Source organism: Chryseobacterium sp. X308, from assembly GCF_020733145.1.
Classification (GTDB): domain Bacteria; phylum Bacteroidota; class Bacteroidia; order Flavobacteriales; family Weeksellaceae; genus Chryseobacterium; species Chryseobacterium cupriresistens.
The window spans coordinates 185,483-212,357 of record NZ_JAJFZH010000007.1; the positions used below are offsets into that span (position 1 = coordinate 185,483).

The 26,875-nt window shown below is 37.7% G+C and carries 32 protein-coding genes and 1 pseudogene; 7 read left to right on the forward strand and 26 right to left on the reverse strand.

The window, feature by feature from the left end; genetic code table 11:
• The 25 genes and pseudogenes from LIV57_RS10520 to tpx form a co-directional block, all read right to left on the reverse strand.
• The gene (locus tag LIV57_RS10520) at positions 1-648 is read right to left on the reverse strand and encodes a J domain-containing protein (RefSeq protein ID WP_227942537.1); all 648 of its coding nucleotides are present in this window, start codon (positions 646-648) and stop codon (positions 1-3) included.
• Positions 649-1,002: 354 nt separating this feature from the next.
• A complete protein-coding gene (locus LIV57_RS10525; protein ID WP_227942538.1) occupies positions 1,003-1,536 on the reverse strand; it encodes an alpha/beta hydrolase in 534 nt (177 codons plus the stop codon).
• Between the two features lie 253 nt (positions 1,537-1,789).
• The gene (locus LIV57_RS10530) at positions 1,790-2,047 is read right to left on the reverse strand and encodes a hypothetical protein (RefSeq protein ID WP_110010383.1); all 258 of its coding nucleotides are present in this window, start codon (positions 2,045-2,047) and stop codon (positions 1,790-1,792) included.
• Positions 2,048-2,139: 92 nt separating this feature from the next.
• Positions 2,140-2,472, reverse strand: a complete 333-nt coding sequence (locus tag LIV57_RS10535; RefSeq protein ID WP_047433535.1) for a hypothetical protein — start codon at positions 2,470-2,472, stop codon at positions 2,140-2,142.
• Between the two features lie 11 nt (positions 2,473-2,483).
• A complete protein-coding gene (locus tag LIV57_RS10540) occupies positions 2,484-3,038 on the reverse strand; it encodes an RNA polymerase sigma factor (RefSeq protein ID WP_227942539.1) in 555 nt (184 codons plus the stop codon).
• 704 nt (positions 3,039-3,742) lie between these two features.
• Positions 3,743-5,746, reverse strand: a complete 2,004-nt coding sequence (locus tag LIV57_RS10545) for an alpha/beta hydrolase family protein (protein ID WP_227942540.1) — start codon at positions 5,744-5,746, stop codon at positions 3,743-3,745.
• Positions 5,747-5,917: 171 nt separating this feature from the next.
• On the reverse strand, positions 5,918-6,376 hold the full coding sequence (locus LIV57_RS10550; protein ID WP_227942541.1) for a hypothetical protein: 459 nt from the start codon (positions 6,374-6,376) through the stop codon (positions 5,918-5,920).
• 87 nt (positions 6,377-6,463) lie between these two features.
• Positions 6,464-6,922 carry an SRPBCC family protein gene (locus tag LIV57_RS10555; protein WP_227942542.1) on the reverse strand — a complete coding sequence of 153 codons (459 nt, stop codon included), beginning with the start codon at positions 6,920-6,922 and terminating at the stop codon, positions 6,464-6,466.
• A gap of 84 nt (positions 6,923-7,006) precedes the next feature.
• Positions 7,007-7,435 (reverse strand): hypothetical protein, encoded by a 429-nt coding sequence (locus LIV57_RS10560; RefSeq protein ID WP_062675262.1) that lies wholly within the window; start codon positions 7,433-7,435, stop codon positions 7,007-7,009.
• Positions 7,436-7,572: 137 nt separating this feature from the next.
• Positions 7,573-8,406, reverse strand: a complete 834-nt coding sequence (locus LIV57_RS10565; protein ID WP_227942543.1) for an SDR family oxidoreductase — start codon at positions 8,404-8,406, stop codon at positions 7,573-7,575.
• Positions 8,407-8,453: 47 nt separating this feature from the next.
• Positions 8,454-9,320, reverse strand: coding sequence for a VOC family protein (locus LIV57_RS10570; protein WP_227942544.1), 867 nt, complete (start codon positions 9,318-9,320; stop codon positions 8,454-8,456).
• Between the two features lie 134 nt (positions 9,321-9,454).
• The gene (locus tag LIV57_RS10575) at positions 9,455-9,694 is read right to left on the reverse strand and encodes a hypothetical protein (protein ID WP_227942545.1); all 240 of its coding nucleotides are present in this window, start codon (positions 9,692-9,694) and stop codon (positions 9,455-9,457) included.
• Between the two features lie 36 nt (positions 9,695-9,730).
• Positions 9,731-10,144, reverse strand: a complete 414-nt coding sequence (locus tag LIV57_RS10580) for an SRPBCC family protein (protein WP_227942546.1) — start codon at positions 10,142-10,144, stop codon at positions 9,731-9,733.
• Positions 10,145-10,223: 79 nt separating this feature from the next.
• A complete protein-coding gene (locus LIV57_RS10585) occupies positions 10,224-10,655 on the reverse strand; it encodes a VOC family protein (RefSeq protein ID WP_062675266.1) in 432 nt (143 codons plus the stop codon).
• Positions 10,656-10,745: 90 nt separating this feature from the next.
• A complete protein-coding gene (locus LIV57_RS10590) occupies positions 10,746-11,522 on the reverse strand; it encodes an alpha/beta fold hydrolase (RefSeq protein WP_227942547.1) in 777 nt (258 codons plus the stop codon).
• Between the two features lie 2 nt (positions 11,523-11,524).
• Positions 11,525-12,025 carry a DinB family protein gene (locus LIV57_RS10595; protein ID WP_227942548.1) on the reverse strand — a complete coding sequence of 167 codons (501 nt, stop codon included), beginning with the start codon at positions 12,023-12,025 and terminating at the stop codon, positions 11,525-11,527.
• Between the two features lie 226 nt (positions 12,026-12,251).
• Entirely contained in the window at positions 12,252-12,713 is a 462-nt protein-coding gene (locus LIV57_RS10600) for a hypothetical protein (protein ID WP_227942549.1), read from the reverse strand.
• A 25-nt stretch (positions 12,714-12,738) separates the two neighbouring features.
• Positions 12,739-13,149, reverse strand: coding sequence for a VOC family protein (locus tag LIV57_RS10605; protein WP_227942550.1), 411 nt, complete (start codon positions 13,147-13,149; stop codon positions 12,739-12,741).
• A gap of 90 nt (positions 13,150-13,239) precedes the next feature.
• The gene (locus tag LIV57_RS10610) at positions 13,240-13,647 is read right to left on the reverse strand and encodes a VOC family protein (protein ID WP_120231590.1); all 408 of its coding nucleotides are present in this window, start codon (positions 13,645-13,647) and stop codon (positions 13,240-13,242) included.
• Between the two features lie 77 nt (positions 13,648-13,724).
• Positions 13,725-14,315, reverse strand: a complete 591-nt coding sequence (locus LIV57_RS10615; protein ID WP_227942551.1) for a Crp/Fnr family transcriptional regulator — start codon at positions 14,313-14,315, stop codon at positions 13,725-13,727.
• 272 nt (positions 14,316-14,587) lie between these two features.
• The gene (locus LIV57_RS10620) at positions 14,588-15,802 is read right to left on the reverse strand and encodes a DUF763 domain-containing protein (protein ID WP_227942552.1); all 1,215 of its coding nucleotides are present in this window, start codon (positions 15,800-15,802) and stop codon (positions 14,588-14,590) included.
• A gap of 108 nt (positions 15,803-15,910) precedes the next feature.
• The gene (locus LIV57_RS10625; RefSeq protein WP_227942553.1) at positions 15,911-16,258 is read right to left on the reverse strand and encodes a VOC family protein; all 348 of its coding nucleotides are present in this window, start codon (positions 16,256-16,258) and stop codon (positions 15,911-15,913) included.
• Positions 16,259-16,339: 81 nt separating this feature from the next.
• The gene (locus LIV57_RS10630; protein WP_227942554.1) at positions 16,340-17,029 is read right to left on the reverse strand and encodes an alpha/beta hydrolase; all 690 of its coding nucleotides are present in this window, start codon (positions 17,027-17,029) and stop codon (positions 16,340-16,342) included.
• A 65-nt stretch (positions 17,030-17,094) separates the two neighbouring features.
• Positions 17,095-17,670 carry a Crp/Fnr family transcriptional regulator gene (locus LIV57_RS10635; protein WP_227942555.1) on the reverse strand — a complete coding sequence of 192 codons (576 nt, stop codon included), beginning with the start codon at positions 17,668-17,670 and terminating at the stop codon, positions 17,095-17,097.
• Positions 17,671-17,751: 81 nt separating this feature from the next.
• Positions 17,752-18,250, reverse strand: a pseudogene (gene tpx / locus LIV57_RS10640) (thiol peroxidase).
• Between the two features lie 359 nt (positions 18,251-18,609).
• Here tpx and LIV57_RS10645 point away from each other — a divergent pair.
• Positions 18,610-20,829: an NADP-dependent isocitrate dehydrogenase gene (locus LIV57_RS10645; RefSeq protein WP_227942556.1), complete on the forward strand. Its 2,220-nt coding sequence runs from the start codon at positions 18,610-18,612 to the stop codon at positions 20,827-20,829.
• 5 nt (positions 20,830-20,834) lie between these two features.
• A complete protein-coding gene (locus tag LIV57_RS10650) occupies positions 20,835-22,133 on the forward strand; it encodes a hypothetical protein (RefSeq protein WP_227942557.1) in 1,299 nt (432 codons plus the stop codon).
• Positions 22,134-22,171: 38 nt separating this feature from the next.
• Here the strand turns inward: LIV57_RS10650 and LIV57_RS10655 are convergent, their stop codons facing one another.
• Positions 22,172-22,510: a winged helix-turn-helix transcriptional regulator gene (locus LIV57_RS10655; RefSeq protein ID WP_114821030.1), complete on the reverse strand. Its 339-nt coding sequence runs from the start codon at positions 22,508-22,510 to the stop codon at positions 22,172-22,174.
• A 101-nt stretch (positions 22,511-22,611) separates the two neighbouring features.
• Here LIV57_RS10655 and LIV57_RS10660 point away from each other — a divergent pair, with 101 nt between their 5' ends.
• The 5 genes from LIV57_RS10660 (at position 22,612) to LIV57_RS10680 (ending at position 26,789) form a co-directional block, all read left to right on the forward strand.
• Entirely contained in the window at positions 22,612-23,358 is a 747-nt protein-coding gene (locus LIV57_RS10660; protein ID WP_227942558.1) for an SDR family oxidoreductase, read from the forward strand.
• Positions 23,359-23,529: 171 nt separating this feature from the next.
• Positions 23,530-24,513: a heme-binding domain-containing protein gene (locus LIV57_RS10665; RefSeq protein WP_227942559.1), complete on the forward strand. Its 984-nt coding sequence runs from the start codon at positions 23,530-23,532 to the stop codon at positions 24,511-24,513.
• Positions 24,510-24,953, forward strand: coding sequence for a cytochrome P460 family protein (locus LIV57_RS10670; RefSeq protein WP_227942560.1), 444 nt, complete (start codon positions 24,510-24,512; stop codon positions 24,951-24,953). The genes LIV57_RS10665 and LIV57_RS10670 overlap by 4 nt, the downstream gene beginning before the upstream one ends.
• A 77-nt stretch (positions 24,954-25,030) precedes the next feature.
• Positions 25,031-26,044: a sensor histidine kinase gene (locus LIV57_RS10675; RefSeq protein WP_227942561.1), complete on the forward strand. Its 1,014-nt coding sequence runs from the start codon at positions 25,031-25,033 to the stop codon at positions 26,042-26,044.
• Positions 26,025-26,789 (forward strand): LytR/AlgR family response regulator transcription factor, encoded by a 765-nt coding sequence (locus tag LIV57_RS10680; protein WP_227942562.1) that lies wholly within the window; start codon positions 26,025-26,027, stop codon positions 26,787-26,789. Before LIV57_RS10675 ends, LIV57_RS10680 begins: the two co-directional genes overlap by 20 nt.
• Positions 26,790-26,875 lie beyond the last annotated feature (86 nt).

Consider the following 26,875-nt stretch of genomic DNA (forward strand, 5'->3'; position numbering starts at 1 on the left):
CTAGCTGAAATTTTTGATCAGCATATAGATCGCAATTGCCAAAATAATAATTCCCCAGATCAGCATCATAATTTTAGGCTGACCTGATTTGTTAATTCGGGTACTGGGTTGTGGCTTAAACATTTCTTCCACTGTGTTTTTGAACTTTTCAGAATCATTTTCAAAAACTTCTGTGATGGTGATTCCCTGAACAACCGTTTTGTGCAAAAGAGAATTCGTTGCATGAAGCAGAAGCTGGAATTTTCCATCCTTAAATTCTGTGATTTTAAAAACCCTTTCTCCATACGTTTTTTCTAATCCAAAAGGCAATACCTTTACTACATCGGCATTACTCGTCTGCCAGTTGATGATAATCTCCTCTCCTTTTTTCGCATGGATTTTATTCGCTGTAAAAGTTTTGATGGCTGGCGGAATATTATACCTGAAACTTCGCTGATGATTTTCCAGATTCTGATCATAAGTACGTCTGAGTGCGCGATCACTTAGGGTCTCATAGGCCTCCTGAATCTCACGGAAACGGTCTGCAAAAAAGTCGTCATTGTCATTTTTATCGGGATGATATTTTAAAGACAGTTTACGATAGGCTTTTTTGACGTCTTCTTCTGAAGCATCCTGTGATATACCGAGAAAATAATAGTAATCTTTCATTGAGCAATACAAAAATAAGGATTTATTTTTCTTTGCATTTGATGTTTACGGTAATTTTTTGTTGAAAGTATGGATCAAAAAGCCATTGCTAACTGCAGGTGAAGAAATCTAAATATCTCTCATAATTTATTGGTTGGAAAGCGCAAGGGCGCCAAGTTTCTTACATTTACCTGCATATTTTAAGGCGCAAAGATTTTATCTCCGATAAAATTTCAACGGCGAGTTTGTCATTCCGGGCAAAGTAAGGAATCTCAACTTCATATTATAGGTATTTCCCACAGATCCCGCAGATTACCCAGATTATTTCGTAGTAACTTCAATCATAAGAACCCAACGGTAATAGACCGACCGAAATTACTTACGGGAAATCCAATCCTTAGTGGGAGCAATCCACTCATTGAGTGCTTTGAAAAGAAAGCCATGGTTCAATCCCGTATTAAGTTCAATTTCCTTAAAATCTTTTAGGTGGGATCTGACGAACCGCTGTTCATACGACATTGGCACATGTCCGTCATCTGATCTCTCCGTAATGGAAAGAATCCTTCCGTACAATCTGAAATTTTTATCTTTTTCCAAAGAATCATCTTTGAAACTAGCTCCGATGAAGACAAATTTCAATTGTGGATTCTTTTCATAATAAGAGACATATTGTGCAATATAACCTCCCTGAGAAGTTCCCACAATGGTAATCCTTCCGGCAGGAATTCCTTTTTTCAGGAGACTATCAATCTGTTTCTTTACCTTTTCAGCATACACAGATGGATCTGTGCCAGCTTTTCTCTTCTCAGATATAACAACCGTATTTTGATCTCTCAGCTTGCTGAGTATTGTCTCATATTCTGCAACACCATATTTGGAATGCTTTTCCTCAAAAGAATGGTCTTCCAAAAATTTATTATGTAAAAAGAAAACATATTGTTTTTGTTGTGACTTTTGGCCAAACAATATGATCGAAAAAAATGAAAATATGACAATAAAAATATTTCTAAATCTCATCATAACCGGAAATAGCTTTTATTTAGAAAGAAACAAATATAGTGTTAATAGACTTTACCGGGAATATTTTATATAAAAATTCCGGCTCGGGAAGCTTCGCTTCCCGAGCCGGAATGTAACAATTTCAATTTAGTTTTTACTTTTCTTATGCTTCGCAGGTATTATCCTTTTTGCAGCATTTTGAACGGAATTCTTTTTTGAATTTTCCTTTCAGTTCCTGATAGTCTTCCTCATTCATTTCCCTGATCTTATCTGCCAGTCCGAAAGGTGACTTTTCTTTGATTCCGTACTCATCAAAAATACCTTTGATAAATCTTCTTCTTTGTATTGCTTTTTTAGCGATTAAGGCTACACCTGCAACGGCTAATGCTCCAAGAGCCCCTTTTAATGCTGAATTTTTCATTTTTTCAAAATTTTAAATTTTACTACTTCTTGTTTTTTATAGAGACGAATGAATGCTGATTTTTACTTTACTACTTCTTTAAAAATTTCAGATTATTCGTTATTTCTGTTGAAGAATCCACCGGAGCATTTATTTCTCCAGACTTCTTTAAATTTCTCTCTTTCCTCAGGAGATAAACCTGCCATTTTTTCTCTCATCTTTCTTTCCTTGAAATCTCTCACCCCTTTACCAAAGTGGAAACCTCCGAAAAGAATTTTGCTTAAGATCAGTATTCCCATGGCCTGCCAGAAAGTAATTGTTTTTGCTCCTAAAATCTCCGGAAGAAGGCAGTTCCAAAGCATCATGACAATCCATGTAACGGCAGCTAAAATTAATGGCGGGCACAGCAATAAAAAAATCCAACCCTTTTTGTGTTTATGATTCATAACTTCTGTTTCTAACTTTTTAAATCTTCGTATAACTTTCTCAATCTGTTTCTCAAGTGCTTCACAGCATAGTTTTTTCTACTGATGATAGTTTTGATGTTTTCTCCCTGTTCATCGGCGATCTCCTGGAGGGTTTTGTCGTTCAGTTCATTTTCTACGTAGACCAGCCTTTGTTTTTCGGGAAGTTCATCAAGTGCTTCAAACAGTTTTTTCCAGATCTCATCCTGAAACATCTTCACTTCAGGACCGGCACTTTCATCCATCAAAAGGATATCCTTGATAGAAAAACTGCCGTCTTCATCTTCATATACGAAATCTTCAAGATTTTCCGTTTTCTTTTTCCGGTAACGGTCTGTGATCTTATTCGCCGTCACCCTGTACAGCCAGCCCCCAACGTTTACGATCTCAGAAAGATTCGTAAGGCTACTGAACTGATACCACACTTCCTGCAGAATATCTTCCGCATCCTCCGTGTTTTTCACTTTCGGACGAATATAAGACATCAGCTTCCCTCCGTAGTTGGAAACGGTCTGTGAGATGATGTTTTCTTTCTCCTTCTGTGGCATTGTTATTTTTTCGACAACCTCCATACTGATATGACGGTTAGCCTTTTGGTTTTACTTTAATAAATTTAAAATATTTTTCTTACAATTCAATTTTTCTTTTATTCATCGGTTTTTATCTTCTCAATTATTCCCGGATTACTCATTACTCATTACTCATTACTTATGTTTAAAGGAGCTTTTTCCCGCTATCCGCTCATACTCCTCACGCCAAATTATCCCACCCTCTTACCCTCCGGCTCTCCCACTCATGCTCCGGGGTAACCGCTGCTATCGGGGCTAAGTTGGTGAGTGATAATTGGTAATTGATGAATGATGGATGATAAAATTGTAAAACAATATTTTTGTTGGAAAACGCAAGGGCGCAAAGTTTTTATCATTATAATGTATAATTGTAAGGCGCAAGAAAATCAGAGATTTTCAGCAAGCGATCTGTCTTATTATTTTCTAATCATGGGACTTCTCAAATCTATTTAGTCAACATAATCAGCTAAAAGACTAAAATAGGCAGTCTTCAATTTTATCGGAGATAAAATCCTTGCGTCTTAAAAATATACAGATTGTTGTGAAAATTTTTAGCGTCTTTGCGTTTTCCAACTCTACTACTTCTGGTTTTAATGAGATTGCTTCGCTTTGCTCGCAATGACTTTATGGTAAAAAGAAACGGAAGACTGAGCCTTCCGTTCCAAACATTATAAAATTATAGTTTACTTATTAAAATTTTCAGCAAAGAATCCTAACATCGATTTGTAAAGTTCAATTCTGTTCGGCTCTTTTCCAAATCCGTGTCCTTCATCGTATTTTACCAGATAAGGAACTTCAAATCCTTTGGCACGCATTGCTTTTACAATCTGATCAGATTCATTGATGTTTACTCTTGGGTCATTAGCTCCCTGTACTACGAATAAAGGTTTCTTAATCTTATCAATCTGAAATACAGGGGATACTTCTTTAGCAATTTTAGCTTCCTCAGGATTATCAAGATCGTACCAGATCTGTTTTACCATTTCTTTGTATGGTTTCCAGTATTCCGGGAAAGAATCAAAGAAAGTAAAGATGTTGGATACCCCTACATAATCCACTCCACAAGCATATAAATCCGGAGTTTTGATCAATCCCATCAATGTTGCATATCCACCGTGGCTTCCTCCGTAAATGGCCACTTTATCCTTGTCTACCCATCCCTGTTCAATGGCGTATTTTACTCCGTCTTCCACATCATCCATTGCTTTTCTTCCAATTTGTTTGTAACCCGCTTTCTGGAATGATTTTCCATATCCGCCGGAGATTCTGAAGTTAACCTGAAGCGTAGCATATCCACGGCTTGCAAACAACTGTGTTTCCGGATTGAATCCCCAGCTGTCTCTGATTCCCTGAGGTCCGCCGTGAGGATTTACAATCAAAGGAACTTTTTTACCTTCCAATGCCGCTTTAGGCAGGGTAATATATCCATGGATTGTCAACCCGTCTCTGCTTTTAAATTCGATAGGTCTCATTTCAGCCATGTCTTCTTCCTTCAGCTGTGGCATCAGGTTGTACAGAAGCTTGGTCTGCTTGGTTTTGGTGTCGTATTCATAATAAGTTCCATACAGCTTATCACTTCCTACAACAACCAGAAGTTTATCATTATTATCGTCAGAAGAAACAATTCCAAATTCCTTATCTCCAAACTGAGATTTTAACTTATCATGTATTTCCTTATAGAATTTACTCATCGGAACTGTTTCTCCCTTAGTTCCTTCATAGCTGATATAATCAAGCTCATAGTTTCTGTTTTTACCCGCTGTGCTTATTGAGCTTACATCATATACAGGATTGGAATAAACCTCTTTAATCACTGCATTCTTCTTCAGATCATACAGGACGATTCTCGCTTTATCGCTATCCAGATTGGTTACTACATACGCTTCATCTTTATTTTTAGAATTTTCATTAAACTCTATAATACTGAAGGTATCAGACCAGTCTGCAGATTTGATCAGGTTGAATTTCCCGGTCTGCAGATCTTTATAATAGGTTTTGGTGGTTAATCCGTTTTCAAGGACGCTATAACCTCTCAGATTTCCGTCTTTATCAAAAAGATAATCGTCGATAGGGCTGTTGACATCTTTATTTTCATACAGCTGGGTCATTTCCCCGGTAACAAAATTGATTTTAAAAGGCTCAAAGATCTGCTTGTTGTTTTTATTCATGGTAACCACAACAAAATCAGTATCTTTTATAGGAATGATGGCCTGCACTTTTACTCCGTCAAATGGTGTTAAATCCTTTTGATTCCCTCCGTCTGTATCGGTAGCATACAGGTGGATATTTTCATTTCCGCCCCTATCTTGTGTATAGAAAAGGCGTTTTTTGTTCAGCCAGCCATAGTTTCTTATCAGATCATCTTTTTCTACAATAGCTTTGGTAATTTTTCCGGTGCTAAGATCTTTTACATAAACATGATTTTTTTTCTCCTGATCTTTTTCTTTATAGGAAAGATATTTCCCATCAGGAGAGATTTTAAATGCTGAAGCTTTAGGTCTTGCAAAATAGTCTTCGACTTTGTATTTAAAGTTTCCTTTGTCGTAAGAAATCAGTTTCTCAAGATTAGCCTTGGAAGATGGCAAAGTAGGATCTCCAGGCAGTTTGGCAGTAGAACTCTGTGCGTTGGTCATAATGGTGGATAGTACAATAAGGGCTGTACCGAAAATGTTGTGATTTAGATTCATAACTTCTGTTTTAAAGGTTAAAGTTATATAGGCATTTCATTTTTAGATTAATAAAAACTCATGCTTTTCTACAATAAGACTCGTTACACCTATAAAATGTTACATTTTTATCTCATTTAGTTAAAAAAATCCCGATTATATAAAAAAGACAGCCTTTACAGACTGTCTTTTTTAGTGTAAATAAATTCCGAAATACCAGGTCCAGACTATTAAAATAATCTGCATGGGAATCCTTTGGGTATAAAGATACTTCATTCCCGGCCCTGTGTAATCGGCTTTAAAAATATTAATCTTCTTTCTGGAAGAATTGATATTGGCTATAAAAACCAATACGTAAAAAATAATGAGTAAAATTGCTGTTATCTCACGGATGGCCGGAATCATAAGCCCGATTCCCGCTGCAATCTCCAGAACTCCTGTACAATATACCCAAAACATCCTGGCAGGAATAAAATTAGGAATCATCATCGCCATTCCCTTTTGAAATTTAAAATGAGAGAAACCTATAAATATGATGAAAACAGCCATTCCAAGGTTTCCTGAAAATATAAAATCCGGCTTTCCCTGAAACAAAAAAGTCCCCAGCAAAGCCAGAATAAATGTTGCGAAAAGTATTACGAGTAATTTCATTTTTAGGCAGTAGGTTTTAGGTGGCAGGTAGCAGTATTCAGGATAAGATACCAACTCTAAACATTAAACTTTAAACGTTGAACTTCTTTACACTGAACCAAGGCTCACTCCTTCCGCAAGACTTTTCACAACCATCAATCCTTTTGTGAAGCCTGTATTCATATGATCCTGCCACTGTTTTTCTACCTGAACTTCGGCATGAAGTTTCGTTTTTCCGTCAAAGTCTATCAGAAAGTATTTTTCAAAACTCCCGTTCCACTCCATGACTTCTTTGCTCTGTGTGTCTTCATGGCCTTCTTTATCTACCATTCCCAGATGTTTGAACACAATATGATTGGGCTCGTCCATGCTGTCTATGGTTGAAACCATTCCTTCTCCCTGTGCATTCAGGAAATAGGTTTTCCCTCCTACTTTCCAGTCAGATTTCATAGTAGATCCTGCTCCGAAATACTTGGTCCATTCACTATATGTTTCAGGATTCCATAGGATGTCCCACACTTTCTGCATAGGTGCATCAATTACTGTTTCGTATGATAAGGTTTCCATTTTTTATTTTTTACGGTGGTCATTGCGAGCAAAGCGAAGTAATCTCAGAGCTCGCAGATTTTTCTTTAATTCTAACTCAATTATTTACAGCTGATTTTCTGAAAGATGTTTAACGAGTGACATCGCTTTTGGAAACTTCTCTTCAAAAAATTCTTTAAATTCTGCCGGTGTCTGAATTTCTGTTTTCAGTAAAGTGCCTTCTTCGTTCTCCTCAAGAAAGTAAGCCTCTGTAGCTTCACCCCAGTCCTGAGGAACTTCAATGCCTTCATAAATTTCTCCAAGGTGCAAAAATTTTATTTCCTCGTTGGGAATCATTTTTTCCACCCTGCTGTACATTCCGTTGTTTTTCGGATCAAGAAATTTGACAATATTATTTTCTTCAAGTGTTCCTTCATAAAAAGAACCTTCTGTAAATGCTGTTGTCCATTGTCTGTAGGTAATATCACCCCAAAGGACACTCCATACTTTTTCAGGTTCGGCATTGATTTCTATTTCGTATGATAATTTTTCCATTTTTAAGTATTAATGGGTGGGTAATGGGTTGGAGGGTTTGAGAGTTTGAGAGTTTGAGGGTTGGAGGGTTGGAGGGTTGGAGGGTGAGTGAAATTACTGATCAATCACTTCTAACTTCTAACTTCTAACTTCTCATTCTATCCTCCGACAAAATCACCACCATTGATATGAATAATTTCTCCTGTAATATAACTTGCATCCTTTGAGGCAAGAAAAACATAAGCTGGTGCTACTTCAGAAGGTTGTCCCGCACGTTTCAGCGGAGTGTCTTTTCCAAAGGTGGAAAGATCATCAAAAGCTTCTTTCACCAATGGCGTCCATATAGGTCCTGGTGCAATTCCGTTTACCAGGATTTCTTTTTCTGCAAGATTATCGGCCAGAGACCGGATAAAGGACAAAACAGCACCTTTTGTTGCCGCATAATCTAATAAGTGGTCACTTCCGCGGTACGCTGTAACAGAGGTTGTACAAATAATCCTTCCTCCTTTGGGTATCATCGGAAGAAAATTTCTGGTGAACGAAATCATGGAAATGATATTGGTATCAAACGTTTCCTGAATCTGTTCATCAGAGATTTTTTCCAGACTGCTTTTTGAGGTATGAATTCCTGCATTATTAACAAGAATATCAATATTCTTCCACTCTGTTTTAATCTTGTCTGCGCATTTGGTTCTGAATGCTTTCCGGGTAAGATCTCCTTTGATCACAAGACAATTCTGTCCTTCTTTCTCAACCAGCTTTTGGGTCTCTCTGGCATCATCGTCACTTTCTTTATAGATAATGGCGACATCTGCTCCTTCCCTGGCAAAATGAACGGCCACCGCCTGTCCTATGCCGCTGTCTCCTCCGGAAATAACCGCTTTTTTACCCTGCAGCTTCCGGCTTCCCTGATAATCGTTCCGGATAATTTCCGGAAACACCCCTTCTTTAGGGACTTTTGACTTAGAGTCTGATTTGTTCTGTGTTTTCATATGCAAATCTTTTTCCTAAATCACATCAAACAATACGCCGAAAATATTTAAGAATTATAAGCATCTTCCAGATCCTGAATAATAATTTTCTGCATTTTCATCATCGCCTGAACAACTTTATAAGCTTTTTCCTGGTTAGAATCATTCATCAGCTGGATGAGTCTTTTAGGAACAATCTGCCAGCTTAATCCGTATTTATCTTTCAGCCAGCCACACATACTTTCTCTGCCGCCATCGGCTGTAAAGGCATTCCAATATTTGTCCGTTTGCTCCTGGTCATCTGTCATTACCACTAATGATATTCCTTCATTGAAGTCAAACGGGTGATCATAGGAATTATCCATACAGAATACGCTGTAATTATCTATTGTAAAATGAGCATGCTGAACATTTTCTGCCGGTTCCGGAATGTTATGTCCTTCGCTCCCTGCTCCGTAGGTCAATATATTTCCTATGCTTGAATTGGGAAAAGTTTTCGTGTAAAGTTCCATTGCTTCTTTGGCTTTGCCGTTGTTCGCATGGATAAACATCAAAGTAGGAATTATTTTCTGATCGCTTGCTTTTTCTCGCAGAAACAACTGCCATGTTACACCGTATTTATCCTGAACCCATCCATATTTCGGGCTCCATGAGTAAGATCCCAGTTCCATCAAAGCTATTCCGCCATCCAGTAATTGATCCCAGTATTTTTGAACCTCATCTTCTGTTTCACAGATGACCATGAAAGAGATAGAAGCATTTTTTTTGAATTGAGGGCCTCCATTCAGAAGCATGATTCTTTGTCCAAACAAATCAATGTTCATTACTACAGGAGTATCTGCAGTGATTTCTCCTCCAAAAACTTTACAATAAAATTCTGCTGACTGCTTAGCGTCTCCATCATACCAGAGACATGGGAAAATATCGTTATTCATAATTTTAATTTTTAATAAAGGTGGTGTAATTTAATTCTCTATACAGCAAAACAGATCTTATGCCTTTGCTTTTAAACGGCACCAATCCGTTTTACTGCAATGACACTGCAAAATTTTTCAGTTGTATATATATATTATGCTTCTTTAAAGCAGACCTGATTTTCTTTCATGTAATTCTTCAGTTTCATCATTGCATTTTTACCGAAACCATGAAGCTGCATGATTTCTTTTTCGGAATAATCTGAAAGTTTTTCCAAAGAATTTATTTTTTCTTTTTCTAAGGCTCTTCTTGCCGGTATTGCAATAACTCCGTGAAGGAATTGCTCTGTAGAGTCATAATTAAAAGCATACATAGAGTTTAAACTCTTTGACATGATAACTAGATTGATCATGGCTACAAAAAAATATTGTTAATGATTCTCAACATATTTGTGGAAGTTGTTGAGAATAGCATACCAGCCATCCCGCTGCATTTCCACAGAATTTTGTTTTTCCGGATCGAAAATTTCAATCACTTTTGTTGTATTCTCATCTATCTTATCAAATACAACTTCCACTTTTCGTCCGTCCTCCAGGTGATACTTAATGACCTCATGAGGAATAATCTCATCATATACGCCTTCAAAATCGAATCCGAAGCTTTTGTCTTTTGCTTCCATTCTGTTTTTGAATTTGCCTCCTACTACAAGGTTATTTTCAGAACTAGGACAGTGCCAGGTTTCATGGGCGAAATTCCATTTCGTAATGTGCTTGGGTTCATTGAAATAATTCCAAACCTTCTCCACCGGTGCTAAAATTGTGATGTCTATTTTAATTGGATCCATAGTTCTATATTTTTAAAAGTTTAAATAAAGAGCTGCCCAAAAATGAGCATCTCTTTATTATCATTAGTTAAATATAAGATTATTTTGCAGATTCTTCATTATAGTTCACCATCCAATGAACACCATACTTATCCTGAAAACATCCGAAGTAGTCTCCCCAGAACTGATCTTCAATTGGCATTTCCACGTTTCCGCCATCAGAAAGTTCTTTAAAAATCCTGTCTGCTTCGCTTTTTGAATCAGGGAAAATAGACACATAATTATTATTTCCTACGGTAAGAGTCTGCCCGAATGCCGGTACAATATCGGATGCCATTAACAGGTCTCCGCCTACAGGCAAAGCAATGTGCATTACCCTGTTTTTTTCTTCTTCTGACAGATTTTCGGTACCGGGTGCATTGCCCATTTTATGAATTCCACCAACGAATTCACCACCGAAAACACTTTTGTAAAAATTGAACGCTTCTTCAGCTGTTCCATCAAAATTCAGATACGGATTTAACTTAGCCATGATTTTTAATTTTAAAGTTATTATTATAAAATATTGTTTCTGCTGTTGATCCATTAAGGATTAATTAATTTACTATGAATAAAAAAACGCTTAATGGTTTAAAAATTTTTCTACTTCTCTGACGGTAAAGTCTATTAAGTTGGTATCAATACTTCCATCAAAATCCGGCATCATATAAGTACCATGAGTTGCAGGAAGTATCAGTAACCGGGAGCCTTTCACCAACCGCCACATTTCGGCAGTATGTTCCGGCTTCATCACATCCTGATCGCCGCTGATAAATAATGCAGGTGATTTGATCGACCTCAGCACTTCATCATTCCAGTTCTGAAAAGTCTGCATCCTTGTACAATCTTTCTCAAAAAGGTTTTCAAGCTTTGAAAAATCAGGATTGAGGCTTAAAAAATTAATTTTAAAAGGTTCCGGCATTGAGTCAAAAGTTGCTTCCTGCATTCCTTCAAAAAAACCGTCTATCATTCCGCTTCTTTTGTAGAAAGCTGAGGCAACAACCAGTTTTTCAACAATGTCCGGATGTCGGTGCCCAATCTGCATTACCGTACTTCCTCCATTACTGAATCCCCAGAATGAAGCTTTTTCAATGTTGAGTTCTGCCAATAGTCCTGCGACATCGTCTGCATCCTGCTCAAAGGTTTCCGGAATATCGCGATGCTCACTTCTGCCATGATTTTGTAAATCGATTCCTATGAGCTGAAATTTACCTTCAAGCCTTGCGATGACTTCTTTAAAATCATATAGAATAGAAGAGCCTCCGCCATGAATTAAAACCACAGGCTTTCCCGATCCGTAGATTTCATAGTATAATTGGATTCCGTTGACTTTTTTATAGCCTTTTTCTACTGGATTCATTGTTAATACTTAAGGTTTTCGTCCACATCATATTTCATTCCCGGATAATCCAAAATTCTGCGCATAAGACCTATCTGCCCGCAGAGATAGTCTTCACGGCCGATGCACATTCCGACAAAATTGAGTTTTGTTTCTTTAATGAAAGGGATGTTCATTCCTATTTCAAATATTTCATCCAGTTCTTCATCGGTTACTTCCTGAAGTTTTTGAAAGACTTTGGCTGAAATTGTATGAAAGTTTTCTTTCAGTTCAGCAAGGGTTGGATATTTAAAACTTTCATCCAGTGCTTTTCCCTGGAAAAACAAATCATTGTACGGGTCTTCTCCCTGAAGCCCAAGTACTGAACCTAATCCGTAGCGCATGTTGACAAAGTTTCCTGCCATCCATACGATATGATTGGTTTTATTTTCAATTCTTTTCAAGGCATCTTCTTCCGAAATGCCGTCCAAAACGTTCATAAAGCTTTGGGAATGCATTCTGTAAGCCGGAATAACGAGCTCCATTTTTTTTGATTTTGGTGTGTTCATTTTTAATCAGAGATTAGAAGTTAGAAATTAGTGGTTAGTAGGTTGGAGAAACGCAAAGGCGCTAAGAGTTTTACAAACCATTCGCTTTTAAGGCGCGGGGATTTTATCTACGATAAAATTGTACTCTTCTAAAAAGGGAATACTCATATTTCAGCGATGTACCTGTCATTCCGAGCGAAGTAAGGAGTCTAAAAACAGCATGCTACTTTATAGCACCCGGTTTTCCTAAAATTCTACGGAGGTAACCCAGCTGCCCACTGTGATAGATTTCATGAAGGCTTAAGGTTGATATATCTTTAACCATTTCAGGTTTAAAACTCTCAAGCGTGCTGAGCTTTGCTTCCAGCTTATCCTGGGATTGCTTAAGATAGGATTTTAAATCTTCGAAACTAATCAATTTATCTTTATGATCTAAAGCAATTTCACCCCTGTTATAGAAAGAAAATCTTTCAATATCCCAGACAGATTCTTCTCCTAAAATATTCAGTAATGGATTTCTGATGTAGATCAGATGTCCAAGAATCCAGTTCATACAATTGGCTTCACCATTGGGAAAAATCACAGATTCTTCATGGGTAATACCATCGATATTCATCGTAATCACAAAATAGTTACTGGTTACCTGATTTTTTATGATTTCTATATCGTTTGATTGTGTTTCCATATGATATATTTTGTGGTGTTATGGATTATTCTGCAGGGATCTGAGAGACATCACCATGCACTACTTCCCACTGATGGCCGTTGATATCAGCAAAACTGCTTTGATACATCCATCCGTAATCTACAGGCTCACTGTATTTTGACCCTCCATTTTCGATCGCTGTTTTTACCATACCGTCTACTTCTTCCCGGCTGTTGACTCCGATAGCAAGAAGTACCTGAGTAGTATCTCCTTTCGCAAAAGGCCTGTTGGTAAAGGTTTGGAAAAATTCTTCTTTAAGAAACATAGTGTAGATATGATTTTCTTTCATGACTACGCATATTGCTTTCTCATCTGAAAACTGTTCATTAATAGAAAAGCCAAGCTTCGTCCAGAATTCTCTGGTTTTTTGAACGTCTTTTACAGGTAAATTGACGTAAATATCTGTAATATTCATTTTGTAAATTTTAGTGGTGATTGTTATCCAAAATTACCGGGATTTGGTAAGAGTACGCTTGCCCTATGACAAGATTTATTTTTATTTAATTTATTCAGCAGGCATTTGAGACATATCTGCAAAAGTAATATTCCAGCCATGCCCATCCGGATCCCAGAAAGAATTCTGGTACATCCATCCGTAATCCTGGGGCTCTTCGTGCTGTCGTGCTCCGTTATCTACAGCAGTATTTACTATTTTATCTACTTCTTCACGGCTGTTCAAACCTACCGCTACAAGAACCTGACTGGTATTTTCTTTGGCAACAGGTTTATTGGTGAAGGTCATAAAATAATCTTCCTGGAGAAACATCACATAGATGGTATCATTCAAAACAACGCAAGTTGCTTTATCATCAGAGAATTGTTCATTGATAGAAAAACCTACCTTAGTCCAGAATTCTTTGGTTTTCTGTACATCTTTTACCGGAAGGTTGACATAAATTTGATTGACTTTCATTTTTTGTAATTTTAGTGTTAATCTGTAATCCAAAATTACCAAGGTGCAATGAAAATCTACTTGTCATAGGGCAAGATTTAATTTTTCTTGGGATGAGAAACGATTTCTTTACGGATACGGCTCAGGGAAGTATCTGTAACTCCCAAGTAGGATGCAATTTGTTTCAAGGGTGCCCATTGTACTACTTTAGATTTCTGCTCCAGCAGATTCAGATATCTTCTGGTGGCAGAAAGGGTAAACATTTCTACAGATCTTTGTTTGTAAGCAAAAAGTTCCTGAGACATCCATGATCTTCCCCATTCCCTGAGGTTTGGGATTTTATGGAACAACTCCTGGAAGGTATCATAATCCAGCCTCCAGCACTCGCAGTCTGTGATACAAACGATATTTTCCTGAGAGGGAACCCGCTGAAACATTGACAACACCTCAATGATGACTTCATTTTCTACAAAAAAGTGGGTGGTTACTTCATTTCCATTGAAATCATTAACATAGGAACGCGCCAATCCGCTTTCAAGAATATAATATTCATTGGCCGTTTTTCCTTCCTCAAGAATGAAATCACCTTTCTGGAAAGATCTTTTTTCATGAGCCTGGAATATTTCAGCAAGCTCTTCGGGGAAAAAGAAAGGGAAATCATAGCAGGTTTCTAAGGCTTTATTGGTCATTGGTGTCAATTTTTTTAAGTCTTTAAAAGTAAAATTTTTAATTGAATTCAGAGCAAAAAATATTAAACAAAGCATTGAATATTTTCATAAAAAGCACATACCCTATTGAAATTAAATACATTTCAAAGCTTTTTGTTTTTAAACAGTTATTTGAAACATACTATCTCTGGCCACCCCGTCAAAAATTCTTTGAATTTTCGCCACCCCTCCGGAGGATGGGAATGTCTATCTGCCGATACAGTAATGGTAAGTTTTTTACAGGAAATATTTTTTTAAAACAGTGAGAGCTGTATTGGCTTGGGAGGATTATCGGGTTTCTGGGCATCGCCGAATACCGTTTTTCCGCCAAAACGCCAGGAATTCTGTCTTTCTTCTTCGATCACCTGCTGAATATCAAAATCCGGAGTGAAATCTTTTTCTGCTTTTGTTATGATCTGATGAAGTTTATTTAAAGAATTCAGCTTATCAGAATTTCCAAGTTTGGATTTTTCAATCCCTTTTCTCAGGATGCTGATACTTTCATCATACGTATTGATCGGCACCGGGAAAGGGTGTCCGTCTTTACCGCCATGAGCAAAGGAAAACCTTGCCGGATCTGCAAATCTTGACGGTGCCCCGTGAATCACTTCACTGACCAGAGCCAATGACTGCATGGTTCTTGGCCCTACTCCTTCCAGCATCAGCAGGTCTTCAAAATTCTGTGGCTGCTGTTCTCTGGTAACATACAGCAGGGCTCCGAGACGTTTCAGATCAACATCAGAAGCCTGCACATCATGGTGGGCAGGTAGAATCAATCTGGCAAAATCCTTCATCACCTCAGCCGAATCAGTATGGGAAATATCCAGAATTCCTTTTCTGTTCTCTGAAGCTTCGGTATCCGTAAGGTTAAGAATTCTCCCTCTCGAAATCCCATTGATTCCTGTGTGCGGCTGTTCTACAAAAGAGGTAATGTTTTCCGAGTGCCAGTGGTAACGTCTTGCTGTTCCGTCAGATTCATGCATTCCCTGCTGAATGACGCTCCAGTTTCCATTGTCTGAGAGAATGAAATTGTGCAGATACAACTGATAGCCATCCTGAATGGCCGTATTATCTACTTTTGCAGAAAGCTTGCTGGCTCTTACCAGTTCTGTTCCGTTCAATCCGGTTTTATCTGCAATTTTAATGAGCTCTGATGGAGTTTCGCGGGAAAACTTCCCTTTTCCGCCACAGATATAAAGTCCCAGCGATTGAGAATTTGGGTTAACAGAACGTTTTAAAGCTCCCATAACGGAAGTGGTAATCCCTGAAGAATGCCAGTCCATTCCCATCACGGCTCCAAAACTCTGGAACCAGAATGGATCTGCCAAACGACGTAAGACCTCGTCTTTACCGTAATCCATGAGAATGACTTCAATAATGGAAAGCCCCAGAACAGACATGCGTTCATACAGCCATGGCGGTACTTTGCCATAGTGAAGAGGTAAATCTGCTGTTCCTGATCGTTTCATTCTAAGATTAAAGTGTAAAGGTAAGTTTTATTCACCTTATTATTTAATGATCCGGATCATTATTAATAATCAACTACGGTAAAATATACGGATTCATAAAACCCGTTTTTATTGGTGAGACAGTATATTAATCAGTCTATCAAATGGATCTATAACGAAAAATCTTCGTACTCCCCATTCTTCATGGGTAAGTTCATAAGTGATTTCAAAGCCTGCATTTTTCATTTTATCATAGATTTCACCCACATTATCCACTTCAATGGACAGGTCGGGAACTTCTGTATTATTTCCTCCCTGTTCAGCAAAGCTGATCTGAACTTTGGCTTCTTCCTCATTGCCCAATGTTTTAATCCAGCCATGATCCATCAAAACCTCCAGTCCCAGAATTTCCTGATAAAACCGGCTGGCTTTTGAAATAGTATTCGTTTTAATATTGACTACGATTCTTTTTACCATGTTCAAATTTTTTGATTAAAAAAGCCTTGTGAAATTACGTAAAATTCACAAGGCTTAATCAACTATTGAATTGTATCTTGATTAAATGGAAGCCGCGGCTTCTAAAATAAGCTGAGTAACTTCTTCAGGATGTGATGCCAGTGAAGCGTGTCCTGCATCTAACGAGATGATCTTCTTGGGTTCAAGACGCTCCGCCATTTCTTTTTCGGTTTCTGCAGGGATCATACGGTCCTGCAATGAAATCTGATACCAGCTTGGGCGTGTTTTCCATGCCGGTTCACCCGCTATATCACCAAAACACTGGCCGTGAATAGGCTTTTGTGACAATGACATCACCAAGGCTTTTTCATCGTCTAAATCCTGGCAGAAAGCAGATTTAAATTCATCATATTTAATCCATAAAAAGCCTTTGTTATCAGGATAAATACTTGCTCCGCCAGGCGATTCGCGTCTTCCTAAAAGTGATCCAAGACTGTCTCCGGCATCAGGGGCAAATGCAGCAATATAAACGAGTCCCGCCACTTTATCGTGATTTCCGGCTCCTGAGATAACAGCACCACCATAGGAATGTCCTACTAAAAGCACTTTCCCTTCCTGAGCATCAATAAGGTCTTTGGTCTTATTAATATCATCCTGTAGAGAAGTTAACGGGTTCTGAACACTTCTTACTTTATATCCTGCTTTTGTCAATGAAGGGATAATGTACTGCCAGTGTGACCCGTCTCCCCAAGCTCCGTGTACCAAAATAATGGTTAAATCTTTTTGTTCCATAATGATTGTGTTAAATTTGATATGGTAAAGCTACGGCTTAGAATATGAGCAGACGTTAACTTAAGTTAATTTACAATCCGGCTTCTTATTCTGCTGAGTGACTGCTCTGTTACACCCAAATAACTGGCAATATGTTTCTGGGCTATTTTCTGAAAGAGCGCAGGCTGTTTTTTGAGCAAATTGAGATATCTGTTTTCAGGGGAATAGCACAATAGGTCATCAATCCGTTTTTTGGCATCCAGATAAATTTTTTCACTCATCACTCTTCCGAATCCCTGCCAGTAAGCCTCTTTTTTATATAAATTCCGCAGGTGATCTTTACTCAACAGCAGAATTTCACAGTTTTCCAATGCCTGGATATTCATATTGGATACAGTATCACAAAGAATGCTTTCATAATCGGTGAAAAATTCATTTTCAAAATAAAATCCAAAATTGATTTCGCGCCCCCGATCATTGATGTAGAAACATCTGATGGTTCCTTTCTTTATAAACCCCAGGTATTTGCATTTCTCTCCCTGTTTGAGAAAAAAGTCAGATTTTAAAAGCTTTGTATCATGAAGTAAAGCGTAGAATTCTTCAAAATGATCTGAATCTACCTGAAAAATTTCTCCATATTTCTGATAATTATTTGACGTCATTTGGTGTGATCTGATTGGTTTTATATTCAAAAAAGCCTTGCAAAATCATATTCACAAGGCTTTTCTACAAAAATTATTTTATTATTTCAATGCTGCAAGAGCGGCATCGTAATTAGGTTCATTAGCAATTTCAGGAACCTGCTCAGTATATACTACTTTGTTGTTTTCGTCTGTAACGATCACGGCGCGGCTCAGTAATCCTTTCATAGGAGAATCTGCGATGGTCACTTCATAATCGTCTCCGAAGCTGCTTCTGAAATCTGAAAGTGTTTCTACATTATTCAATCCTTCTGCTGCACAGAATCTTCCTAATGCAAATGGAAGGTCTTTAGAAACATTGATGATCACCGTATTATCAAGCTTTGAAGCTTCCTCATTGAATTTTCTGGAAGAAGCGGCACAGGTAGGGGTATCAATGCTTGGGAAAATATTGAATACTTTTTTCTTTCCGTCAAAATTTTGAAGGGTTTTCACATTTAATCCTGAATCTACCAATGCAAAGTCTTTTACAGTGGTTCCTACTGATGGTAATGCTCCTATTGTGTGTACTTCTTCCTTTTAAAGTGATTGTCGTTGACATAATATTTATTTTTTTAGTTTTTCAAATGTAATCAAAAAAGAAAATTTTTCCGGTTTTATTATGGTTAAATTAATCTTAAAGTGAGAATAAAAAACATCTTATTGATTATCAGTTTTATCAGACATAATTATTATGTAGCTGCAGCCTTCAAAAAGCCTGATTTTAAGGACAAAAAGTTCAGCCTCTGAACATTATAAAATTATTTCTAAAATAAATATAACCGGAAGGTGAACATAAATTAAGCAGATATCAATATAAAGAGTCAAAAGCCTCTTTTTTTTATGGAAATATCTTCAATAAAACAATGATATTTACTAAATTTGTGGGACTTAAAATTTCAAATAAAAAATAACAGTATAATGTCAGAAAAATCAAAAATCTATTACACACTTACTGATGAAGCTCCAATGCTGGCTACTCACTCGTTTTTACCTATCGTAAAAGCTTTTACAAAATCAGCAGATATCGAAATCGCAGTACCGGACATTTCTTTGGCAGGAAGAATTTTAGCCAACTTCCCTGAGTTTTTGAAAGACGACCAAAAGATCGGTGATGCTTTGGCAGAACTTGGAGAATTGGCAACAAAACCTGAAGCCAACATCATTAAGTTACCGAACATTTCTGCTTCTGTACCTCAATTGGATGCAGCGATTGCTGAATTACAAGGTAAAGGTTTCGCAGTTCCAAACTATCCTGCAGAACCTAAAAATGACGAAGAAAAAGCGATCAAAGCTAAATATGCCAAGGTATTAGGAAGTGCTGTAAACCCTGTATTAAGAGAAGGAAACTCTGACAGACGTGCTCCAAAAGCTGTTAAAAACTATGCAAAAGCTAATCCTCACAGAATGGGTGATTGGGCATCTGACAGCAAAACTGATGTGGCTCACATGAACAATGGTGATTTCTATGGTACAGAAACTTCTACAACTTTAGAAAACGCTACAAAATACAGAATCGTATTTAAAGGAAATGACGGTTCTGAATCTGTTTTAAAAGACTACGCAGGTCTTCTGGCTGGTGAAGTAATTGATTCTTCTGTTATGAACTTAAAGGCATTGAAAGCATTCGTTCAGGAAGCCATCGAAGAAGCTAAAAACAAAAATGTACTTCTTTCTGCTCACCTTAAAGCAACGATGATGAAAATCTCTGACCCTATCATTTTCGGGGCTATTGTTGAGACTTTCTTCAAAGAAGTATTCACTAAATATGCTGAGACATTCAAATCTTTAGATATTAATCCAAACAACGGTCTTGCTGATCTTTTCGAAAAAATCAAAGGAAATGCTCAGGAAGCTGACATCAAAGCTGATATTGAAAAAGCTCTTGCTGAAGGACCTAGAGTGGCTATGGTAAACTCTGATAAAGGAATTACCAACTTCCACGTACCTTCAGATATCATTGTTGATGCTTCTATGGCTGCTCTTGTAAGAGGCGGAGGTAAAATGTGGAACAAAGACGGAAATGAAGAAGATACCGTTTGTATCATTCCGGATCGTTCTTATGCAGGTTTCTACCAGTCTGTGATTGACGATATGAAAGCGCACGGAAAATTGGACCCTACCACAATGGGATCTGTTCCAAACGTAGGTTTAATGGCTCAGAAAGCTGAAGAATATGGTTCTCACGATAAAACTTTCCAATTGTCAGCTGACGGAACTGTAGAAGTTCAGGATGAAGCCGGAAACGTTCTTCTTTCTCAGAAAGTAGAAAAAGATGATATCTTCAGAATGTGTCAGACTAAAGATGCTCCTATCCAGGACTGGGTAAAATTAGCGGTAAACAGATCAAGATTATCTGATACTCCTGCTATCTTCTGGTTAGACAAAGGAAGAGCTCACGACAGAGAAATCATCAAAAAAGTAGAAAAATATCTTGCTGATCACGATACAACAGGTCTTGACATCAGAATCCTTGATGTAAAAGATGCTATGACTGAAACGTTGAAGAGAGCAAGAGAAGGTAAAGATACAATCTCAGTTTCCGGAAACGTATTGAGAGATTATTTAACAGACCTTTTCCCAATCCTTGAGCTTGGTACTTCTGCAAAAATGCTTTCTATCGTTCCATTGATGAATGGTGGTGGTTTATTTGAAACTGGTGCCGGAGGTTCTGCTCCAAAACATATTGAGCAGTTCCTGGAAGAAGGATACCTAAGATGGGATTCTCTGGGTGAATTCTTAGCACTTCAGGCTTCTTTAGAGCATCTTGCACAAACTCAGGGAAATACAAAGTCTCAGGTTTTAGCTGATGCATTGGATGAAGCTAACGCTAAATTCTTAGCTACAGATAAATCTCCTGCAAGAAAAGTGGGTCAGATAGACAACAGAGGTTCTCACTTCTATCTGGCAATGTATTGGGCTGAAGCGTTGGCGAACCAGACTGCTGATGCTGAACTGGCTGCTCAGTTTGCTCCTGTTGCTCAGGCAATGCAGGAAAATGAAGAAGTAATCAATGCTGAATTAATTGGTGCTCAGGGTAAACCTCAGAACATTGAAGGTTACTACAAAGCTGATACGTATAAAACATATGCAGCCATGAGACCTAGCACTGTTTTAAATGAAATTATTGACGGAATCTAAAATTTATGAAAAAAACTATAACCTTATTATTTGCTTATTTATCAATATTTTCATGCAGCAGTTCAAACGATGATATTACGGAGGTGGTCACAGTAACACCTCCTGTTATTGAAAATAAGATCAATTTAACTTCAACTTACAGTGATACCACTGAAACGGTAAGCTTAAAATGGACGCTCAGCGGAGATGCCACTTATAATCATTATAAAATTGTAAGAAGTGATTCTCAAAATGGGATACAATCCGAAATTGGTAATAGCTATCCGAATCAGTTTACATTTACTTCAGCCGTACCATTTAACCCTTATGTAGAATATCAGGTTATTGGTATTAAGGTTAATGGTGAAGAGGTTAAAAGTAACATTATAAAAATTGAAAGACCTGAGATCAAATTGGTTAATCTTAAAACTTTTGATGCCCAATTTGATAAAAACTCCGGAAAGCTATACCTATTAGATACGGATGGGAAAATTGCTATTTATGATGTGAATACAAACTCTGTTACCCATCAGATCAGCACAAATGCAACTTTAGGCTACTCTGATATTGGAACCTATAATGGAAGTGTAGAACTATATGTTCCCAGAAATGATGGTTGGGTAGATATTTATGATGGAAATGATCTGACATTGAAAGCTCAGGTGAGTTTCGGAATGCCACTCATCAGTACTGTATATCATAACGGTATACTTTACGGTTCTTCAAATAGTAATAGCAGTTCCAGTGTGATTAAATCAGCAAGCAGAGCTACAAAAGCTATCATTTCTCAATCACCTCAGCTTTATTATAATAGTGGAAGGATGAGAAAAGCTGTAGGAACTTCTGTGCAATTATATACCATAACACAGAATATTTCACCTGTAGATATGGATCTTTATAATTTTGATCTTAATGGGAATTACATCAGTCATCAGGACGATACTTATCATGGAGATCACCCACTTAATTACAGGATATTTGAAGCATTTCCTGATGGAAGAATCATTACGGCAAGTTCTGGTTCTGTCTATAATTCGCAAATGATTTATCAGAATGATCTGCCTTCCGGAAATTCCAAGCTTTCAAGTTTTGATTTTGATGGTAACAGTATTATTGCAGGAACTACAAGTAAGACCATTGAGCTTTATAACATCAATTCTTACACAAAAACCAAGACAATCAATACAAAAAGATATCCTTATAAAGTGTTCAGCTACAATAATAAGGTAGTCTGTGTAAGTTCAGTTACTCAACTCAACGTTCAGTCTTATGATTATTCGGGAATAATTCCTGACAATGTAATGATCGAAATTTTTGACAAATAGTTATAAACCTCTCCTTCGTGAGAGGTTTTTTATTGGTATTATTTTCTATCCTCCACAATCACTCTCCTATGCTCCCTGCCCCAGTTGATCATTTCCTGAATGATATTTCCAAAGGTTCGGCAGTATTCTGTGGGTTCATATTCTATTAAAACAGGAGTTTCGGGATAAACGGTGCGTTTTAGCAGTTTATTCAGTTCCATATCTTTCAGTTCTTTTGAAAGCATTCTGGTGGTAATTCCGGGAATACTCCTTTCAATTTCCCTGAAGCGTCTGTTCCCGTTACACAGTGAATTGATGACAGGAATCCGCCATTTGCCTCCGATAAAATAAAGGGTATCCTGTAATGCTCTGAGTTCTTCGTTCTGGTCTCGTTCCATAATTGCAAAGTTAAGTGATATCATTCGTGATACTGGTATACTCTGTGATACTGATTACAAAAGTATACCATTTTGAAATAACTTTGTCAAAAAAATTTACAATGAAAAAATTCAGTAACAAACTGGCTATCGTAACAGGAGGAAACAGCGGGATCGGATTCGCTGCAGCAAAAGAACTTATTGCAGAAGGAGCAACTGTGATCATTACCGGAAGGCGAAAAGATGCCGTAGAAAAAGCAGCCCGCGAACTTGGTGCCATTCCGTTTATCGCAGATCAGGCCAACCTTAACGATATTGATCTTTTAAAAGAAAATATTGAGAAACAATTCGGGAAAATAGATATCCTGTTTATCAATGCAGGAATTACAGGTACATTGACTGCTATTGAAAATATGGATACCGAAAATTTTGATCAGGTGATGAACATCAATTTCAGGGGAGCTTACTTTACATTAAGCAAATTCATTCCATTATTAAATGATGGTGCTTCTGTTATCTTTTTATCTTCTATTGTGGCTTCTACCTATAAACCCAACAGTTCGGCTTATCAGGCAAGCAAAGCAGCATTAAATTCTATTGCCAAAACGGCAGCAGCAGAATTAGCCCCAAGAAAAATCAGAGTGAATATGATAAGCCCGGGCCCTATAAAAACCGAAATTATGAGTAAAGCAGGGCTGGATGAAGAAACGTTGAAAAATATTCAAAACCATCTCATAGAACAGATTCCAATGAAGAAAATGGGAACCGCTGAAGAGATTGCCAAACTGGTTACCTATTTGTCAGATGATCAGATTTCGGGCTATGTCACCGGAACTGAAATTGTGATAGATGGTGGTATTACTTTATAAACAACAGATTTAATCAAATCCCGGTAATTGCGTTACCGGGATTTTCTTGTGGATTTTCAGGGTTAAAAATTCCGGATTCGCCTTTTGATTTGTCCAGCTCAGTCTGTTTTTCATTTCAAAGTATGGGCTTCCCGCCTACTTTTGAATCAGAAAATAAAAACAATACTCATTATGGATACCGTAAAGAAAAAAAGAAATCCCATCGCCATTGTCTTTCTGGCGATATTAGGAATCTTCGGAGGGCTGCAGTTATTCAGTAAACCTTTGGAAGGAAAACCGGTTACAGGGAAAATTGAAGCCCCAAAGGAAGTGATCAGTATTCTTGAAAACTCATGTTTCAGCTGTCATTCCAATCAGCAGAATTTAAGCTGGTATGATAAACTTGCTCCTGTTTCCTGGGCAGTGAACAAAGATATCAAAAGAGCCAGAGAAGTCCTGAACTTCTCAGAATGGGAAAAGTTATCTACTGCAGAACATCAGGGAAAAATGTACGCTATTCTCAATATGATGCAAAGTGGTAAAATGCCTCTCCATGAGTACACCCTTCTGCATCCCTCAGCCAGGATTACAGCAAAAGATATTGAAACGATCAAAAAATATACAATTTCCTTATCCTCAGCAGGTCCTTCTGTTCAAAAAAAGATTGAGACACCTCAGGTATCATCCTCTGTACTAGATCCGGCATCAACCAATTTCCCGGTTTCTCCCAACGGTGTTCGATACACCGGTGATTTTAAAAACTGGAAAGTAATCAGTATGAGTACGCTGTTTGATAACTCTATCCGTGTAATTTATGGAAATGATATTGCGGTAAAGGCTGTGGAAACAGAGAATTTTCATCCGTGGCCGGACGGAAGTGTGGTAGTAAAATCCGTATGGAAACAAGAAGAGCTTCCGGATGGAGAAATCAGACCCGGGAAATTTATCAATGCACAGTTTATGGTTAAAGATTCCAAGCAGTATCAAGATACAGAGGGTTGGGGATTTGCAAAATTTTCCGGAGATGATCTTCATCCGACAGGAAAAACGGCTTCTTTCGCCAAAGAATCCTGCATCGCCTGCCACAGACAACTCGCTGAAAAAACAGGATATCTGTTTGATGTTCCCATGAAAGTAAATACCCAAAGACTCATTCAAAATTTACAGAAAAAATGAAAAATACAATCCTGATCTTATTGGTAAGCCTTGTTTCTCTTACCGCTTGCAGCAAAGAAAATAGTAATACAAATAATGGCTTTTCAAGGGTTGTTTTTGACCCGGGTCCTCTCAAATTTATCTCTAATTCTTTAAATCCTAAAAAAGAAACTATGTCTGCCTTATATGGGAACGAAAAAGCACTGGAATCCTTATCAAATAAAAGCCAGGCACCTGAAGCAGGTGCTGTGATGAAACTGGTTACCTGGAAATACCATGATAATCCTCAGTATATTGGAGGAACCATCACCGGAGAACTGGTAAGTATCGAAACTGTTCAGGCAGACAGTGCCGGAAATGTCTCTTATGATCTTAAAAATGATCAGCCTGAGAATACTTTCTCAGACACAAAAGAAAGAATACAGTATTTCATGAGTTACCGTCCCGTAGCGAGGCCATAATAAAATTTCTGTTTCACTATTTATCATAATATTTCCAATAAAAACATTAATTTAACCTTTTCAAATCAGCAGATTTCATGCAACAGCAAAAAATAAAAATCTCACCGGCCATTATCTGGATAAGCTCCGTTTTCCTGGGAGTTCTATCTTCTGTACCCCAGCTGGCGTCTCATGAGTTCAACTGGAAAGAGGCCGCGGTAAACTCGGCCATTACAGCAGCATTTTCCGTTATCATGTGGTATATCAATATCTATATGCTGAACCGTACAGGAAAACGCAGACAGCATATCTCTTATTCCAGATTGATGGTGGTATTGGCTTTCGGGATGGTGATTATGTTTGGACTGGCATGGATTCAGCAGCTGATTCTGTCTCATATCAATTTTGGTCCTGTAATGCTGATGGTGGAAGTAAGGGGAATTCTGATCAACCTGGTTTGCTATATGTTTCTTACGCTGCTTCAGAACAACTATACAGGGCAGCAGATACAGCTTGAACTGGAAAAGGTAAAGAGTGATAATCTGGGTGCTCAGTATGAATTATTAAAGCAGCAGATCAATCCGCATTTTCTTTTCAACAGTTTGAATACGTTAAAATTAATGGCAGAGACTCATGACGAAGAAACCGTTGATTTTATTGTCAAGCTTTCTGATTTTTACCGTTTTACGCTGGAAAGCCGTAAGCTGGATCTGATCAGCGTTCAGGAAGAAATGAAAATCGTGGATTCTTATCTTTTTCTTCAGAAAGCCCGTTTTGGAGAAGGGATTAAGTTTACCAACGAACTTGGAAAAGAAACCGCTCAAACGCTTATTCCTCCTTTTACCCTTCAGCTATTGGTGGAGAACTGTATCAAACATAATATTGTCTCGCAAAGTAAGCCTTTACACATCAAAATCTATAATGCAGATGACAAAATTGTTATTGAAAATCCTATACAGCGAAAACTAACTCCTGAAGATTCTTTGGGAGTTGGGCTGGACAATATTAAAATGCGCTACAAACATTTATTGGAAAAGGATATTACCATTCATTCAGACGAAAAAACATTTCAGATAAAACTACCATTAATCCATGAATATAATCATTATTGAAGATGAATTCAGGGCGGCAAAATCCCTGCAGAATTTAATTTCAGACTTAAAACCGGAATCAAAGATACTGGGTGTTTACGACAGTATCGAAACAAGTATTGAAGGCTTAAAAGAGATCAAACCTGATCTTATTTTTATGGATATCCATCTTTCGGACGGACTCTCCTTTGAAATTTTCAAATCGGTGGAGATTACCTGCCCTGTGGTTTTCTGTACTGCCTTTGATCAGTATATGCTGGATGCTTTTAAAAGCAAAGGAGTTGATTATGTTTTGAAACCTTTTTCCAGAGAAGATATTGCCGAAGCCCTGCGAAAGGTTGATGAACTGAAAAAATTCTTCCAGAAGAACGAACTTCCGGACCTGGAGTCTCTGATACAGAAAATCAGCCAGCCTGCTGCCGCAGGTAAGAGTAGTTTTCTGGTTTTTAAAAATCAGAAATACACCACCATTCCTACCGAAGACATTGCTTATTTTTACATTCATAATGAGATCACCCATCTGGTTACATTCACAAAGGAACAGTTTCCTCTTACCCAGCCTTTAGGACAAGTGGCGGAACAGGTTTCTGACAAACAATTCTTCAGAGTTAACAGGCAATATCTCGTTAATTTTAGAGCGATTAAAGAAATGGAGCATTATTTTCAGCGTAAAATACTGGTAAAGCTTACCGTTGAAACTCCCGAAAAACTTTTAATTAATAAAGAAAAAACGCATAGTTTCTTTACGTGGCTGGAGGACAGGTAGAGGAGAAAGGAAGCTGGAAGCTGGGTGCTGGAAGTACTTGAAGGCTTTATAATCAATAAAATTTTTATTTAAATATACTATAGCCC